We start from the raw sequence: 14772 nt of genomic DNA, 5'->3' as shown, positions 1-14772 counted from the left end.
GATGGCTACCCAGAACGCCAGCAACACCAGCAGCAACACCGCCAGCAACAACACCGCCACGTCCGAGAGCAAGACGGCCGTCGACCAGATCAAGACCCCGCTGCTCGCCGCGCTCGGCGCGGGCAACCTTGCGGGCCAGGCCGTCAGCGACGCGCTGACCAAGGCCCGCAGCCGCTACTCCGAGAGCAGCGAGACCTTCCGGAAGGGCGTCGAGGACGCCAAGAAGAACGTCGAGGAGCTTCCCTCGGAGCTCAGCGGCCTGGCGGGCAAGCTCGAGCCGGCCGAGCTGCGCAAGCTGCTCGACGAGTACACCGACGCCGCGCTGAAGCTGTACCACCGGCTCGCCGAGTCCGGCGAGGAGGCGTGGGACAAGCTGCTCGCCCAGCCGCAGGTCAAGAAGGCCACCGAGCAGCTCGGTGAGACCTTCCAGACCGTGCAGGTGCGCGTGGACTCGGCGACCACCGACGTCCGCAAGGGCATCGACGACGTCGTCTCCAAGGTGACCTCGACCGTCCGCGGCGCGGGCGACGAGGCGGGCCAGGTCGTCACCGCGACCGCCGAGAAGATCACCGACACCGCCGAGAAGGCCGAGGGGACCGTCCAGGACGCCACCGCGGCCAAGCCGAAGACCTCGTCGGCGGCGAAGTCGTCGACCGGCAAGTCGACCACGACCCGCCGCACCACGACCGGCGCCGCGGCCAAGAAGACCTCCGGCGGCTCGGGCACCACCAAGTCCGACAAGTGAGCTGAGGCGCCGAGACAGGCGCCCGCCAGACGTTCGCCGGTTCAGGCTCCGGTCGTCCGCCGACGACCGGAGCCTGAACCATGTCCGGACTCTGACGTAGGGTGGGCGACGTGCCGTACCTCGCGTATTGGATCGTGTTCGTCATCGACTGGGCAGGCACGCTCGCCGGCCTGGTGGCCTTCGTGCATGCGTTGATGCAGCGTTCCGACGCCTACACCGCCGCCGACCGGCACACCAAGCCCATGTGGCTCGGCATCACCGGTGGCGCCACGCTGGCCATGCTGCTGTTCAGCTTCTACGGCCCCGGCATGATCTTCTGGCTGGCCGGCATCGTCGCGGCGCTGGTCTACATCGTGGACGTGCGCCCCAAGCTCATCGAGGTCCAGCGCGGCGGTTCCGCCTGGTGACGCTCCCGGGCCCGGTGCGGCCGGCGTGTCCTACGGTGGCTGCGTGAACGACTGGAACATCGCGGGGACGCTGACGGTCCTGCCCGCCGTGGAGCGCCCCGACCTCATGGCCGAACCCGTGGCCGGCGCACTCGAGTCCGTCAAGGCCCCAGTGGGCATCGCGGAGATCGACCCCGACCTGGCCGACACCGCGGCGTTCTGCGAGGCCTATTCGTCGCCGCTCGAGGCGTCGGCCAACTGTGTCGTCGTCGCAGGCAAACGCGCGGGCGAACTGCGCTACGCCGCCGCGCTGGTGCTGGCGACCACGCGTGCCGACGTCAACAACGTCATCCGCAAACGCATGGACGTGCGCAAGGTGTCCTTTGCGCCCATGGACGAGGCCGTCGAGCTGACGGGTATGGCCTACGGCGGCATCACCCCGGTCGGTCTGCCCGCGGACTGGCCGATCCTCGTCGACTCCGCGGTGGCGCAGGCACCCGAGTTGGTCATCGGCAGCGGCATCCGCGGCAGCAAACTCCTCGTCACCGGCGAGGCGCTCGCGGCGCTGCCGGGTGCGCAGGTCGTCGACGGGCTCGCCAAGTAACCCGATCACTAGGAGAACAGCATGGGACAGGTCACCGCGACCGCCGAGCGGACCATCGCCGCTCCCGCCGACACGGTCCGCGCGTTGGTCGCCGACTACACCGACACCCGCCCGAAGATCCTCACCGAGGCCTACCGCGACTACGCCGTGACCGAAGGTGGCACGGGTGCGGGCACGGTCGCGCGGTGGAAGCTGCAGGCCACGTCGAAGCGGGTGCGCGACGTCGTCGCCACCGTCACCGAGCCGAAACCGGGCACGATCGTCGAGACCGACGCCAACTCGAGCATGGTCACCACCTGGACCGTCACCGAGGCCGGCGACGGCTCGACCGTGCGGATCGAGACCACGTGGCAAGGCGCGGGTGGCATCGGCGGTTTCTTCGAGAAGACGTTCGCCCCCGGCGGGCTCAAGCGCATCTACGACGGCGTGCTCGACAATCTGGAGAAGGTGGCCAAGGCCTGACATGACCGACACTTCCGATTCCGCGGTGGAGATCCGGCTCGCGTCGCGTCCGCACGGCGAGCCGACCCTGGAGAACTTCGACATCGTCGACGTCGACGTGCCCCGGCCGGGGCCGGGACAGGCGCTCGTGCGCAACACCTGGCTGTCGGTCGACCCGTACATGCGTGGCCGCATGAGCTCGGCCAAGTCGTACGCGGCGCCGTACGAGGTCGGCGAGGTGATGACCGGCGGCGCGATCGGCGAGGTCGTCGAGTCGAACGCCGACGGCCTGGCGCCCGGCGACACCGTGCTGCACCAGCTGGGCTGGCGCACCCACGCACTCGTCGACGCCGACAGCGCCACGAAGATCGACCCGCAGGCCGCTCCGGTCTCGACCTATCTCGGCGTGCTCGGGATGACGGGCCTGACCGCGTACGCGGGCCTGTTCGACGTGGCGCAGTTCCGCGAGGGCGATGCCGTGTTCGTCTCGGCCGCGGCAGGAGCCGTCGGCTCGGTCGTCGGCCAGCTGGCCAAGCTGCGCGGCGCGTCGCGGGTGATCGGCAGCGCCGGTTCGGCCGACAAGGTGCGGCAGCTGACCGAGGAGTTCGGCTTCGACGCCGCGTTCAACTACAAGGACGGGCCTGTCGCTGAGCAACTGCGGGACGCAGCCGGTGAGGGCATCGACGTCTACTTCGACAACGTCGGCGGTGACCACCTCGAGGCCGCGATCGGCTCGATGAATCTGGGCGGACGGATCGCGATCTGCGGCATGATCTCGCAGTACAACGCGACCGAACCGCAGCCCGGCCCGCGCAACCTCGTGCAGTTCATCGCCAAGCGACTCACGATGCGCGGTTTCCTCGTCGGCGACCACTTCGACGCGCGGCCCCGGTTCATCGAGGAGGTCGCACCGCTCGTGGCCGACGGGTCGATCGCCTACCGCGAGACCGTCGTCGACGGCATCCGCAACGCACCCCAGGCGTTCCTCGACCTGCTCGCCGGTTCCAACACCGGCAAAATGCTGGTCCGCCTCTGAAGCTCCCGAGGGCCCCATGGTTGCGTTCAACGCAACCATGGGGCCCTCGGGGGCTTGAAGCTGGTCGTCTCCGGCGCGTCCGGAGGGTGGGGACGCGCCGGAGACGCGTTCGGCTCACCCGCTCACGGGTGGGACGTCAGATATCCGCCCATGGTGCGGAAGAAATCGGTGCCCACGTACTCGGTGCCGTCCTCGGTGCGTACGCGGTCGATGCGCAGTCCGTGGTTGCGGCCGAAGCGTGCGTCGGCGCCCGCGACGATCACGACGCCCTTGCCCTCGGGGTAGAAGATCCGGCCGGGCGTTCCGCCGTACCTGCCGTCCGACACCGACGCCTCGATGATCCGGATCCGTTCGCCCCTGTAGTAGGTGTAGGCGTTCGGGTACGGGTCGGCGAGCGCGCGGACGAACCGGTCCAGATCCTCGGCGGGCCAGGTCCAGTCGATCCGGCTGTCCTCGAGGGAACGCTTGTGGAAGAAGCTGGCCTTGGAACGGTCCTGCGGTTTCCAGTCGGTGCGACCGTTCGCGATGAACTCGAGCGCCTCGGCCACGAGCGGTTCGATGAGGTCCACGGTGGCGTGCACCAGGTCGATCGCGGTGTCCCGCGGGCCGACCGGCACCGATTTCTGGCCGACGATCGGGCCTGCGTCGAGTTCGGCGTTCATCATGTGCGCGGTGACGCCGACCTCGGACTCACCGCCTATCAACGCCCAGATGATGGGGGAGAAGCCCGCGTACGCAGGCAACAGCGAGTCGTGCACGTTGAGCGTGCCGTGGGTGGGCAGTTCGAAGATCTCCGGCGGAAGCCACGTGCGCCAGTTGTTCGCGACGATCAGGTCGGGCTCGACCTCGCGGAGCTTGTTGACGAGTTCGTCGTCGGGACGCTGCGCGAGGACGGCCTCGATGCCGTTGTCCCTGGCGAGGTCTTCGACGGAGTCGGCGAGGATCCGTTCGTAGGCGTGGTCGGATTTCGGGTGCGTGACGACCATCGCCACCTCGTGCTCCGAATCGAGCAGCGCACGCAGGGTGCGATGCCCCCACGTCTGGTACCCGAACATGACGACCCGCATCGGTCCTCCGTAACGTCGCGTGCGAAACGCGGCCCAGTGAAGCAAGGCTTGCCTAATCTGACAAGCCTTCTCGGCGGAGTCGAGGATCACCCTCGGAAGGTCTAACTGAGGCCCACCTTAGTTAGGTTAGGGTAGCCTCCGTCTGGCTGACTAGGCGATGGGACACGTATGGCACAGGGACTCGCAGGCGACACCCCGGTGTACGACCTGGTGGGTGTCGGTTTCGGGCCGTCCAACCTCGCGCTCGCGATCGCCGTGGCCGAGCACAATCGCGCCGCGGACGTCGAGCCGGTGACGGCGCATTTCCTCGAGCGGCAGGAGTCGTTCGGCTGGCACCGCGGGATGCTGATCGACGACGCCACGATGCAGGTGTCGTTCCTGAAGGACCTCGTCACGCTGCGGAACCCCACCAGCGGGTTCAGTTTCCTGGCCTACCTGCACGACCGGGGCAGGCTCGTGGACTTCGTCAACCACAAGACGTTGTTCCCCCTGCGCGCCGAGTTCCACGACTACTTCGAGTGGGCCGCCGCGCAGGTCGACGACATGGTGTCCTACGGAGCCGACGTCGTCGGGCTCGAGCCCGTGTTCGACGCGGGGGAGATCGCCTACGTCGACGTGCGATCGGCATCCGGCGAGGTGTACCGCGCCCGCAACGTCGTGCTCGCGACCGGACTGGTGCCGCGCGTGCCCGAGGGCGTCGAGCTGTCGGAGCGCATCTGGCACAACAGTCAGCTGCTGCACCGCATCCGGGAGACGCCTTCCGATGCCGCGCGGTTCGTCGTCGTGGGCGCGGGTCAGAGTGCCGCCGAGGTGACGGCGCACCTGCACTCGACGTTCACCGATGCCGAGGTGTGCTCGGTGTTCTCGCGGTTCGGCTACAGCCCTTCCGACGACAGCGGATTCGCCAACCGCATTTTCGACCCCGACGCGGTCGACGAGTTCTACGGCGCACCGCAGGACGTCAAGGACCGGCTGATGGACTACCACGCCAACACCAACTACTCGGTGGTCGACCTGGAACTCATCGACGACCTGTACCGGCGGCTGTACCGCGAGCGCGTGCTCGGGCGCGAGCGGTTGCGGTTCTTCCACGCCTCACGCGCTACCGACGTGGTCGAGACCTCCGGAGGGGTGCAGGCCACCGTGGAATCGCTGAGCACGGGGGAGAAAACCGTGCTCGACGCCGACGTCGTCGTGTACGCCACCGGATACCGGTCGGCCGACATCGACGCCCAGCTCGGTGCGCTCGCCCCGTACGTGGGCAGGGACACGACGGGCAGGCCCCGCATCGAACGCGACTACCGCGTGCACGCGCCGGGCGAGTTGTCGGCCGGGATCTACCTCCAGGGCGGGGCGACCGAACACACGCACGGCATCACCTCGTCGCTGCTGTCGAACAACGCGATCCGTTCCGGGGAGATCCTCGACTCGGTGCTGCAGCGCCGAAGCGGACGTGTGTTGCCGACATTCGTCACGAGTGGACAGTCCTGAAAGGCTGGAAAGAACCATGAATCCGTTCGAGGACAACGAGGGCCGGTTCTACGTGCTCGTCAACGACGAGGACCAGCATTCGCTCTGGCCGTCCTTTGTGGATGTGCCGGCCGGATGGCGCGTGGTGTTCGGTGAGGACTCCCGGCAGGCGTGTCTGTCCTACATCGACACCCATTGGACCGACCTCCGGCCGGCGAGCATCCGCTAGCTGACCGTTTTCAGGCCGATGACGCAGCCGATGATGCCGGCGAGAAACACGACCTTCAGCACCGACGCGGCCTCGTCGCCGGTGAGCATCGCGTAGCCCGCCGTGCCGACCGCGCCGATCGCGACCCACACGGCGTAGGCGGTGCCGGTCGGCAGATCACGCATCGCGTAGGCCAGTCCGCCCATGCTCAGCGCGAGTCCCACGACGAAGACGAGCGACGGCCACAGCCTGGTGAATCCCGCCGCCTTGCCGAGGGCAGTGGCCCACACGGCCTCGAACAGCCCGGACAGGATCAACACGAGCCACGACATGACAACCCCTTTCCGTGGCCGTCTTGTCGCGCGTCCGGGTACGGCTCCCTCGTCCGGGAACCCGAATGCCGGGTTCACGACCATATTCGCACGTCGAAGGCGGTGAGGGCAGCGAGCCCGATCACCATGGTGCTCGACACCACAGCTGTCACCAGGCGGCCGCGCGGCCCGGAGACGATGCGGCCGAGCGCCGAACCCGCACACGCCAGCGCCAGCTGCCAGCTCGCCGACGCCGCGAAGTAGGTGACCGTCGTCGGGTTCAGGCCGGTGAGCGCCAGGAGTGCCACGTAGGCACGCCCGGGACTCGATGGGATACCGCGTGCCGGCGGGGTGCCGTGTGTCGGCGGGGCGTCACGCGTCGACAGGCTGCTGTGCACTGGTGCGGCCGGACGCGTGTTCGCCTGCCGCCGGTGCCGGGTGACCGCCGAGCCCGCGATCAGGCCGGTGATTGCGACCAGCACCACCGCGGACGTCCAGCGCAGCGGCGTCGCCACGGGTTCCAGGACGTCGGCCACGGCGCGACCGCCGAGCACGGCGTATCCGCCGTCCGCGGTCGCGACGCCGAGAGCCGCCGCCATCGCGACGTCGCGGCGGCTGCGGGCCGCGAGCGTGACCAGGTACGCGCCGACCGCGCCGACGGGGATCGCGATGCCGTATCCCGCGGCGAGGCCGGCCAATAGTGCTCCGCCCACGGCGGAACCGCCGGTCATCGCCGCGTGGCGGTCGACCTTCCGACGTACTGCCGCTGTCGCTGCACCACGACCCCGCGCGCGGCCGGGACCCCGACGGCGGGGACTCCGCGGCGCTCGGGGAGTGCGCGGTCGATGGATGGCGGACGGAATGTGGGTGGCCAGGTCATGCGCGCACTTTGGGCCGGCTCGGCTGTCCGGCGCAATGTATTTCCGCGGCGCCGCCACCGGTTGCGGGCCCTCGGATCCACAACACGGGCCCTTGGATCCACCACACGACACCCTGAGTCCGCAACACGGGCCCCTGAATCGGCAACACGCGCTCCCCGATGCGCAACACGGGCCCCCGAAGGCGCAACACGCGTCCCTGAGTGCGCAACACGGGGCCCGGGCGCTCTGCGTGGGGACGCACACATCGTGGGCGATCACCCGATTGGTTAGCCTCACCTTATGTCCCCGACCGTCAGTGCGGCCGACCCCGAGCCGTCTCCGTCCGAGGCCGGCTCCCGGACCGACTCGGCACCCGGCTCCGCACCCGGCACCGCACCCGACTCGGCAGCCGGCACCGCATCCGGCTCCGGGGCCCGGTCGGGGGCGGGCGCCACCGTGGTGCGCGGCGTGGGACTCGCGGTCGCGCTCGGCGCACTCGCACTGCTCGCCCTGGCCAGCGTGTGGCTGGGCTCCAAGGACATCGCGTTCCTGCACACGTGGGACGTGCTGTGGCACCACGACGGCTCCGACGACGCCGTCGTCATCCACGAGTACCGAATCCCGCGCACGATCCTGGCCATGCTGGTCGGCGCGAGCCTCGGGCTGGCGGGGGCGCTCATGCAGGCGTTGACCCGTAACCCGCTCGCCGACCCCGGCCTGCTCGGCATCACCATGGGCGCCTCCACCGGTGTCGCACTGGCCCTGACCTGGTTCGGCATCACCAGCGTCCTCGGCTACGTGTGGCTCGCCTTCGCGGGCGCCGCCGTGGCCAGCGTCGTCGTCTACGCGCTCGGCAGCGCCGGATCGGCCCGAGCCACGCCCGAACGTCTCGTCGTCGCGGGTGCCGCCGTCACGGCCGTCCTGTTCGCCGTCAACAGCGGCCTCATGCTCACCGCCCCCGACGCGTTCGAGGAGTTCCGGCGCTGGCAGGTCGGCTCGCTGTCCGGCCGCTACTACGACGTGCTCGTGCCCGTGCTGCCGTTCATCGCCGTCGGCATCGTGGCCGCACTGCTGCTCGTGCGGCCCCTCAACGCCCTGGCCATGGGCGACGACCTCGGCCGCGCGCTGGGCGCCCATCCCGACCGCATCCGCGTCGCCGGCGCCGTGGCCATCACGTTGCTGTGCGGCGCGGCCACGGCGGCCGTCGGCCCCATCGGATTCGTCGGCCTGGCCGTGCCGCACGTGGCCCGGTTCATCGCCGGACCCGACCAACGGTGGGTGCTGCCGTACTCGCTGGTGCTGGCTCCCACCCTGCTCGTCGGGGCCGACCTGGTGGGCCGGATCATCGCCCCGCCCGCCGAGATCCAGGTCGGCATCGTCACCGCCGTCCTCGGTGTTCCGGTGTTCCTCGCCCTGTGCCGCAAGCGAAAGCTGGCCTCCCTGTGACCCCCGCGAACACCTCCGCGAGGACCTCCGCGAACGCACCGGGTGTGGACGCGCCCGTGACCGGCCGGGTCGTGCGCGTGGGCGGGCTGTCGGTGCGCGTCGCGCCACGCACCCTCGCCGTGGCGCTCACCGCGGCGGTGCTGATCGCCCTCGTCATGGTCGTGACCCTCACCGCGGGCGAGTACTCGCTCAGCCTCGGTCAGGTGCTGGCCTCACTGGCCGGCGTGGGGGACGAGACCGGCGATTTCGTCGTCTACACGCTCATGCTGCCGCGGTTGCTCGTCGCGGTGCTCGTCGGTGCGATGCTCGGCGTCAGCGGCGCGATCCTGCAGACGGTGACCCGCAACTCGCTGGGCAGCCCCGACGTCATCGGCTTCACCAGTGGTGCGGCCACCGGGGCGCTCGTGGTGATCACCGTGGTCGGCGGCACGATGCTGCAGGTCTCGCTCGGTGCGCTGGCCGGCGGGATCACGGCCGCGCTGCTCATCTACGTGCTCGCCTACCACCGCGGCGTGAGCGGGCTGCGGTTCGTGCTGATGGGCATCGGCGTGAACGCACTCGCCGTGGCCGCCAACGCGTTCCTCATCACCCGGGCCAGCCTCCACGACGCGCTCACCGCGCAGGCGTGGCTCGTGGGCAGCGTCAACTCCCGCGGCTGGGAACACGTCGTCGCGGCCGCCGTCACGTTCGCCGTGCTGCTGCCCGTCGCGCTGTCGCGTGCGCGGTCGCTGTCGATGATGGAACTAGGCGACGAGACCGCCGGTGCGCTCGGCGTGCACACCGGCCGCGACCGCACCGTGCTCATCGGCGTGAGCGTGCTGCTGGCGGCGTTCGCGGTCGCCGCGGCAGGGCCGATCTCGTTCGTCGCGCTGGCCGCACCGCAGCTCGCGCGCAGGCTCACCCGCTCGTCCGCGCCCGGCCTGGTGACGACGGCGCTGGTCGGTGCGCTGCTGCTCTCGGCGGGCGATCTGGTGGTGCAACAACTCTTCCCCGCCGCGCAGCTGCCCGTCGGCACGGCGACCGGATGCGTCGGCGGGCTGTACCTGATCTGGTTGCTGGCGTCCGAATGGCGCGGAAAGGGCAGATACGCATGACGAGGCTGCGCGCCGACGACCTCACGCTCACCTACGAACAGTCCACCGTGGCTACCGGGCTGTCGGTCGAGATCCCCGACGGCTCGTTCACCGTGATCATCGGGCCCAACGCGTGCGGTAAGTCGACCCTGCTCAAGGCCCTCGCCAGGATGCTCAAACCGCAGGCCGGAGTGGTGCAGCTCGACGGCAAGGCGATCACCTCGCAGCGGTCGAAGGACGTGGCCAAGCGGCTCGGCCTGCTCCCGCAGTCGTCCACGGCGCCCGGCGGCATCACGGTCGGCGACCTCGTCGCCCGCGGCCGGTACCCGCACCAGAGCGTGCTCCGCCAGTGGTCGGCAGAGGACGAGGCCGTCGTCGCCGAGTCGATGCGGCTGACGGGCGTGGCCGGACTGGCCGAGCGGGTCGTCGACGAACTGTCCGGCGGGCAGCGGCAACGCGTGTGGCTGGCGATGGTGCTGGCCCAGCGCACACCGATCCTGCTGCTCGACGAACCGACGACCTTCCTCGACATCGCCCACCAGATCGAGGTGCTCGACCTGTGCGCCGATCTGCACGCGGGCGGCGAGCACACCCTCGTGGCCGTGCTGCACGACCTCAACCAGGCGTGCCGCTACGCCACGAACCTCGTCGTCATGCGCCCCGGCGGTACGGTCGCGGCGCAGGGGGATCCGTCGCGGATCGTCACCGCCGAGCTCGTCGAGGACGTGTTCGGCCTGCGCTGCCGGGTCGTCGACGACCCCGAGACCGGCACCCCGATGATCGTTCCCGCGGCACGGCAGAAAAGAGCACGGCGCGGTTCGGGCGAGGGCGGCTCAGAAGACCATGGTCCGGTTGCCGTGCACGAGGACGCGGCCCTCTAGGTGCCACCGCAGGCCGCGGGAGAGCGTCACCTTCTCCACGTCGCGGCCCTTGCGCACCATGTCGTCCACCGAGTCGGTGTGGTCCACGCGTAGCACGTCCTGCTCGATGATCGGACCCGCGTCGAGGTCGGCGGTCACGTAGTGGCACGTCGCGCCGACGAGCTTCACCCCGCGCGCCGCGGCCTGGTGGTACGGCCGCGCACCGACGAACGACGGCAGGAAGCTGTGGTGGATGTTGATCGCGCGGCCCGCCCACGCCTCGCACAACTCCGGAGGCAGGATCTGCATGAACCGCGCCAGCACCACGGCGTGCGGGTCGTGCTCGGCGACCAGCTTCGCCACCTGCGCGAACGCCTCGGCCTTCTCCTCCGGGTCCTTGCCGAAGGGCACGTGGTGGAACGGAATCCCGTGCGCCCGCGTGATGTCGGCGAGGTTGTCGTGGTTGCCGATCACGGCGGGCACGTCGACGTCCAGCTCGCCGGATGCGACGCGGCCGAGCAGGTCGTACAGGCAGTGCCCCTCCTTCGACACGAGGATCACCACACGCCTGCGTTCGGCGCTGTCGAAGATCTTCCAGTTCGCCTCCGCACCCAGCGAGCGGGCGATGCCGGCGAACCGCGCGCGCAGCTCGTCGATCTCGAGCGGGATGGATTCGGCCGTCACCACCTGGCGCGTGAAGAACCACCCCGTGTCCGGGTCGGTGTGGTAGGCCGAGTCGGTGATCCACCCGCCCAGTTCGGCCAGGAACGAGGAGATGCGGGCGACGATCCCCGTGCGGTCGGGGCAGCCGAAGGTGATGACGTACTTACGCGTGTCGGGCACGGCTTCCCATTATCGCCCGTCGACGTCGGCGCTGGTCAGGGGGTCTCCAGCACGTCGAGCAACGTCTGCTCGCCGGTGATCGACACGTTCGCCGGCCTGCGCCAGAGCCGCTTGTACACCGCGTCGGCGTCGCCGCTGAGCGTCACGTCGGGCTCGGCGGGGCCACCCAGCGTGGGCCGCTCGCCCGGCGTGAGCGTCAACGACCACAACGTGCGCGCGTCCTCGGCGTGCACGAGAACGGTTCCCGCGGCCTCGACCGCCGACCAGTCGGCCGTGCGCCGGTGGAGGATCATCGACAGTGCCTCGTCGGCGCCGTCGGTGGCGAACGCGGTGTCGAACGTCGTCGGTTCAGCACCCGCGGCCAGTTCGACGTCGATCCGGTGGATCGCCGCCTCGTGGGCCTGCCGCCGCGCCCAGGAGCCGAGATTCGCCTCGTAGAAGCCGAACGGCACCTGTGCGGGCGTGTCCGCGCCACGGTCGAACGCCGCGCGCAGCTCCTTCCTCCGCTCGTCCCACCACGGCAGCAGCTCGTCCCACTCCTTCGGCGCGCGTTCGCCGCGTGTCTCGGTGCCGTGCGGGTCGGCGATGCACGCCAGTACCCAGGAATGCACCGCGGCGAGATGCCTAACGAGACGTCCGACTGTCCAGTTCGGACACGTGGGCACCGTCGCCTCCGGGCCCGCCGTCAGCGCCGCCTTCCTCAGTGCCTCCGTGTGTTCGTCGAACGCCGTCAGATGCTCCGGGTAGGTCAGGGTCCCGTTGGTGTCGTCGTGCATGGCGCGACGCTATCCGCCTGCCGATCTCGATGGAAGCCATCAGCACCAGACCCAGCGTGAACGCCACGAGCAGTCCCGCGACCGGGTCGCCTGCGAAACTCGCCGCCCCCAGCACGCCGATGAGCACCGAGTACACCGACCACACCGTGGTGCCGACGATGTCCAGCAGCGCGAACCTGCCGAACGGGTACCGCAGGCTGCCGGTCGCCAGCGCCGAGGCGACGCGGCCACCCGGCACGTAACGCCCCGCGATGATCAGCACCACGGCGTGCCGGTGGAGCTTGTCCGAGGCCCACGCGAAGTTCCGTCTGCCGCGTTCGTGCCGCAGCATCCGTGCGATGCCCCGCGGTCCGAACGTCCGCCCCAGCCAGTGGCCGCCGCAGTCGCCCGCCCAGGCTCCGACCGCGCCCACGACGGTGAGCAGCACGAGCCCGCCGATGTCACCGTGCCCGAGCAGCACCGCCATCGTGATCACGGTCGTCTCGCTCGGCATGAACGGCAGCAACGCGTCCAGGCCCGCCACCGCGAACACCAGCAGCCACAACCACGGTTCGTCGAGGTGGCTCTGCAGCACGGCGGTGATGTCGTGCAGGACGTCAAACATGCGCGGCCTCGCCGTGGACGGCCCGTTCGGCGTGAAGGGCGAGGGTGCGCCGATCGGCCGTCGGCGGCAGCGGGGCGTGGGTGTCGACCCGCACGGTGAGCTCGCGGGCCCGCAGCACCCGGCCCAGCGAGGCAGCCAGGCCGTCGTCGCCGACGAACGCGGCCACCGTGGACGGTTCACCCCGTTGCAGGTAGGTGAGCGTGACCGGGCGGACCGGCGCGCCCGCGTCGACGGCGGCCTGGAACACCGCCCGCCGGAACCGTCCTCCCGGCCGGCCGCACCACGTCGTCGCCTCGGGGAAGGCCGCCACCGACTCGCCCGCACGCAGCCGGGCGGCGACCGCGTCGACGGCGCCGGGAAGCCCACGCAGCGACCAACGGTCGAGCAGCAGCGTTCCGGCGCGCCTGGCCCACGGGCCGACGAACGGCCACCCGGCGACCTCGCGTTTGGCCAGGAACGTCACGGGTTCGACCGCGAGCAGCGCCACGATGTCGAGCCACGAGACGTGGTTGGCCACGACCAGCGTCCCGGTGCCGTGGGCGTTCCCCGGTCGGCTGTGCTCGAGGCTGCCGGTGTCGTGCCTGCGGTGGTCGAGGGTGATGCCGAGTGCGCCGAGTACCGCCTGCGCCTTCGCGCGCAGGCGGGCGTGGTCGGTGCCGGCCGGTTCGTTGGTGGTCGCCGGTTCGTTGGTCAGAGCCTTCGCGAGCGCCGCGGTTCGCCGCACGGTCTCCATGGTCGGCACCGCCGGCAACCGGTGCGTGACGCAACGGGGAGTGCACGGTGAACTCGCCCGCCACGGATGGTTGCCCTCGGCACTCACCGGTCGTCTCCGAGCAGATAGCGCAGGTAGCGCTCGTCGACGCGGTCCAGTGGCAGCAGCACGTAGAAGTCGGCGACGTCGAACGCCGGGTCGTGGGCGGGCGGTCCGCACACCCAGGCGCTGAGGCGGAGGTATCCGCGCAGCAGCGGGGGTAGGTCGGTGTAGCGCGGGTGCTCCACGCGCCCGATCGGCAGCCAGGGCCGATGCGGGCGGACCCGGTACTCGGCGGGCGAGGCGTGCCGGGTCGAGGCCAGGTGCCACGCCGTGGCCGCGGCGTGACCACCGTCGGCGAGCCGCACCGACGCGCAACCGCCCAGGTATCGATGTCCGGACAGCAGCGTGTACCGCGCGAGCGCCGACCACATGAGCGTGATGACCGACCCGTTGCGGTGCGCCGGGTCCACACACGACCGTCCCGCCTCGACGAGGTCGCCGGCGAGGGGCGCGAGGTTGGCGAGGTCGAACTCGCCCGCGGAGTAGGCGACGTCGGAGCGGTGCGGCGGCAGGATCCGATACGTGCCGACGACCGCACCGCTCGGTTCGTGGGTCACGACGAGGTGATCGCACACGTCGTCGAACCGGTCGGTGTCGAGCGGCGCGCCGTCGAGTGGAGAGGTGTCGAGTGGAGACGTGTCGAGTGGAGCGGCCGGTGTGCCGTGTTGCGCCTCTGGGGTCCCGTGTTGCGCTTCTGGGGGCCCGTGTTGTGCTTCCAGGGGCCCGTGTTGCGGGTTCGGGGTCGCGTGTTGCGTCGTCGGGACGTTGTGTTGCGGCTTCGGGACGTTGGGCGTGTCGGCATGGTGGGTGAGGTCGGCGCCCAGCTCGTCACGGAAGACGGCGGTGCGGAGTCGTTGCGCGGCGTGGATCTCGTCGCGGGTGTCGGCGATGCGGGCCGTGTAGGTCCGCGTCGCTGCGGTCGACAACACGGGCATGGCGGTCTCCGTTCCTCAGAGGGGTACGAGGTGGAGAAAAGCACCGCCGGCGTGGCGCTGACCAGGCGTGACGTGCGATATCAGGGACAACTCGGGGCGGTCCCCGACCCCACAGGTGGGGCTAGCCCCACCATCGCTCGTCACCTCTTCCGAGAGCCCGGTCCCTACGGTCGACTCCCGAGGAACGCAACACGCGCACCTGGGGACGCAACACGCGCACCTGAGGGCGCAACACGCGCACCCGGAGGCGCAACACGGGCACCTGGGGACGCAACACGGCTCCCCGAAGGCGC

18 protein-coding genes and 1 riboswitch are annotated in these 14772 nt (G+C 70.4%); of the genes, 10 read left to right on the top strand and 8 right to left on the bottom strand.

Annotated features, from left to right (window positions below; genetic code table 11):
- Position 1 precedes the first annotated feature (1 nt).
- The 5 genes from IF64_RS0100255 (at position 2) to IF64_RS0100235 (ending at position 3212) form a co-directional block, all read left to right on the top strand.
- Complete coding sequence (locus IF64_RS0100255) at positions 2-745, top strand: hypothetical protein (RefSeq protein WP_051757336.1); 744 nt, start codon at positions 2-4, stop codon at positions 743-745.
- A gap of 110 nt (positions 746-855) precedes the next feature.
- Positions 856-1152, top strand: coding sequence for a DUF2516 family protein (locus IF64_RS0100250; RefSeq protein WP_030529909.1), 297 nt, complete (start codon positions 856-858; stop codon positions 1150-1152).
- A gap of 43 nt (positions 1153-1195) precedes the next feature.
- Positions 1196-1735, top strand: coding sequence for a YbaK/EbsC family protein (locus IF64_RS0100245; RefSeq protein ID WP_030529908.1), 540 nt, complete (start codon positions 1196-1198; stop codon positions 1733-1735).
- A gap of 21 nt (positions 1736-1756) precedes the next feature.
- Positions 1757-2197, top strand: coding sequence for an SRPBCC family protein (locus IF64_RS0100240; protein WP_030529907.1), 441 nt, complete (start codon positions 1757-1759; stop codon positions 2195-2197).
- A 1-nt stretch (position 2198) separates the two neighbouring features.
- Positions 2199-3212 (top strand): NADP-dependent oxidoreductase, encoded by a 1014-nt coding sequence (locus tag IF64_RS0100235; RefSeq protein ID WP_030529906.1) that lies wholly within the window; start codon positions 2199-2201, stop codon positions 3210-3212.
- Between the two features lie 122 nt (positions 3213-3334).
- On the opposite strand, the gene IF64_RS0100230 is transcribed toward IF64_RS0100235, so the two are convergent.
- On the bottom strand, positions 3335-4279 hold the full coding sequence (locus IF64_RS0100230) for a methionyl-tRNA formyltransferase (RefSeq protein ID WP_030529905.1): 945 nt from the start codon (positions 4277-4279) through the stop codon (positions 3335-3337).
- A 168-nt stretch (positions 4280-4447) separates the two neighbouring features.
- Here IF64_RS0100230 and IF64_RS0100225 point away from each other — a divergent pair, with 168 nt between their 5' ends.
- Positions 4448-5770: a lysine N(6)-hydroxylase/L-ornithine N(5)-oxygenase family protein gene (locus IF64_RS0100225; protein ID WP_030529904.1), complete on the top strand. Its 1323-nt coding sequence runs from the start codon at positions 4448-4450 to the stop codon at positions 5768-5770.
- Between the two features lie 16 nt (positions 5771-5786).
- Positions 5787-5978 carry an MbtH family protein gene (locus tag IF64_RS0100220; RefSeq protein ID WP_030529903.1) on the top strand — a complete coding sequence of 64 codons (192 nt, stop codon included), beginning with the start codon at positions 5787-5789 and terminating at the stop codon, positions 5976-5978.
- Here IF64_RS0100220 and IF64_RS0100215 read toward each other — a convergent pair.
- Both IF64_RS0100215 and IF64_RS0100210 read right to left on the bottom strand, forming a co-directional pair.
- Positions 5975-6289, bottom strand: coding sequence for a DMT family transporter (locus IF64_RS0100215; RefSeq protein WP_030529902.1), 315 nt, complete (start codon positions 6287-6289; stop codon positions 5975-5977). The two genes, IF64_RS0100220 and IF64_RS0100215, sit on opposite strands and share 4 nt — an antisense overlap.
- A gap of 11 nt (positions 6290-6300) precedes the next feature.
- Positions 6301-6368: riboswitch (guanidine-III (ykkC-III) riboswitch) on the bottom strand.
- Entirely contained in the window at positions 6364-6999 is a 636-nt protein-coding gene (locus IF64_RS0100210) for a hypothetical protein (protein ID WP_030529901.1), read from the bottom strand. (Overlaps the previous riboswitch by 5 nt.)
- Before the next feature lie 429 nt (positions 7000-7428).
- Between IF64_RS0100210 and IF64_RS0100205 the strand changes: the two genes are divergently transcribed.
- Genes IF64_RS0100205 through IF64_RS0100195 form a run of 3 tightly spaced genes read left to right on the top strand, consistent with a single transcriptional unit; the run spans position 7429 to position 10528 of the window.
- Entirely contained in the window at positions 7429-8574 is a 1146-nt protein-coding gene (locus tag IF64_RS0100205) for a FecCD family ABC transporter permease (protein ID WP_084705562.1), read from the top strand.
- Positions 8571-9668: a FecCD family ABC transporter permease gene (locus IF64_RS0100200; RefSeq protein ID WP_030529899.1), complete on the top strand. Its 1098-nt coding sequence runs from the start codon at positions 8571-8573 to the stop codon at positions 9666-9668. The genes IF64_RS0100205 and IF64_RS0100200 overlap by 4 nt, the downstream gene beginning before the upstream one ends.
- Positions 9665-10528 (top strand): ABC transporter ATP-binding protein, encoded by an 864-nt coding sequence (locus IF64_RS0100195; RefSeq protein WP_211252496.1) that lies wholly within the window; start codon positions 9665-9667, stop codon positions 10526-10528. The genes IF64_RS0100200 and IF64_RS0100195 overlap by 4 nt, the downstream gene beginning before the upstream one ends.
- Here IF64_RS0100195 and purU read toward each other — a convergent pair.
- The 5 genes from purU to IF64_RS25830 all read right to left on the bottom strand — a co-directional run bounded on the left by purU (position 10481) and on the right by IF64_RS25830 (position 14479).
- Positions 10481-11350, bottom strand: a complete 870-nt coding sequence (gene purU / locus IF64_RS0100190; RefSeq protein WP_030529897.1) for a formyltetrahydrofolate deformylase — start codon at positions 11348-11350, stop codon at positions 10481-10483. The two genes, IF64_RS0100195 and purU, sit on opposite strands and share 48 nt — an antisense overlap.
- 35 nt (positions 11351-11385) lie before the next feature.
- A complete protein-coding gene (locus tag IF64_RS0100185; protein ID WP_345968957.1) occupies positions 11386-12039 on the bottom strand; it encodes a maleylpyruvate isomerase family mycothiol-dependent enzyme in 654 nt (217 codons plus the stop codon).
- On the bottom strand, positions 11975-12730 hold the full coding sequence (locus tag IF64_RS25835) for a DedA family protein (RefSeq protein WP_051757335.1): 756 nt from the start codon (positions 12728-12730) through the stop codon (positions 11975-11977). Before IF64_RS25835 ends, IF64_RS0100185 begins: the two co-directional genes overlap by 65 nt.
- The gene (locus tag IF64_RS0100175) at positions 12723-13463 is read right to left on the bottom strand and encodes a lysophospholipid acyltransferase family protein (RefSeq protein WP_048808700.1); all 741 of its coding nucleotides are present in this window, start codon (positions 13461-13463) and stop codon (positions 12723-12725) included. The genes IF64_RS25835 and IF64_RS0100175 overlap by 8 nt, the downstream gene beginning before the upstream one ends.
- An 83-nt stretch (positions 13464-13546) precedes the next feature.
- Positions 13547-14479 (bottom strand): GNAT family N-acetyltransferase, encoded by a 933-nt coding sequence (locus tag IF64_RS25830; protein ID WP_051757334.1) that lies wholly within the window; start codon positions 14477-14479, stop codon positions 13547-13549.
- Between the last annotated feature and the right edge of the window lie 293 nt (positions 14480-14772).

This window comes from Prauserella rugosa, assembly GCF_000719975.1.
In the GTDB taxonomy this organism is placed as follows: Bacteria; Actinomycetota; Actinomycetes; order Mycobacteriales; family Pseudonocardiaceae; genus Prauserella; species Prauserella rugosa.
The sequence above is the reverse complement of the archived record's forward strand: the minus strand, read 5'-3'. Positions and strand labels throughout refer to the sequence as shown.

Bases quoted from the DNA above. Each gene is read 5' to 3' on its own strand.
- IF64_RS0100175 (WP_048808700.1), bottom strand. From the start codon at position 13,463: ATGGAGACCGTGCGGCGAACCGCGGCGCTCGCGAAGGCTCTGACCAAC.
- IF64_RS0100225 (WP_030529904.1), top strand. From the start codon at position 4,448: ATGGCACAGGGACTCGCAGGCGACACCCCGGTGTACGACCTGGTGGGT.
- IF64_RS0100210 (WP_030529901.1), bottom strand. From the start codon at position 6,999: ATGACCGGCGGTTCCGCCGTGGGCGGAGCACTATTGGCCGGCCTCGCC.
- IF64_RS0100220 (WP_030529903.1), top strand. From the start codon at position 5,787: ATGAATCCGTTCGAGGACAACGAGGGCCGGTTCTACGTGCTCGTCAAC.
- IF64_RS0100235 (WP_030529906.1), top strand. From the start codon at position 2,199: ATGACCGACACTTCCGATTCCGCGGTGGAGATCCGGCTCGCGTCGCGT.
- IF64_RS0100215 (WP_030529902.1), bottom strand. From the start codon at position 6,289: ATGTCGTGGCTCGTGTTGATCCTGTCCGGGCTGTTCGAGGCCGTGTGG.
- IF64_RS0100195 (WP_211252496.1), top strand. From the start codon at position 9,665: ATGACGAGGCTGCGCGCCGACGACCTCACGCTCACCTACGAACAGTCC.
- IF64_RS0100205 (WP_084705562.1), top strand. From the start codon at position 7,429: ATGTCCCCGACCGTCAGTGCGGCCGACCCCGAGCCGTCTCCGTCCGAG.
- IF64_RS0100255 (WP_051757336.1), top strand. From the start codon at position 2: ATGGCTACCCAGAACGCCAGCAACACCAGCAGCAACACCGCCAGCAAC.
- IF64_RS0100230 (WP_030529905.1), bottom strand. From the start codon at position 4,279: ATGCGGGTCGTCATGTTCGGGTACCAGACGTGGGGGCATCGCACCCTG.
- IF64_RS25835 (WP_051757335.1), bottom strand. From the start codon at position 12,730: ATGTTTGACGTCCTGCACGACATCACCGCCGTGCTGCAGAGCCACCTC.
- IF64_RS0100240 (WP_030529907.1), top strand. From the start codon at position 1,757: ATGGGACAGGTCACCGCGACCGCCGAGCGGACCATCGCCGCTCCCGCC.
- IF64_RS25830 (WP_051757334.1), bottom strand. From the start codon at position 14,479: ATGCCCGTGTTGTCGACCGCAGCGACGCGGACCTACACGGCCCGCATC.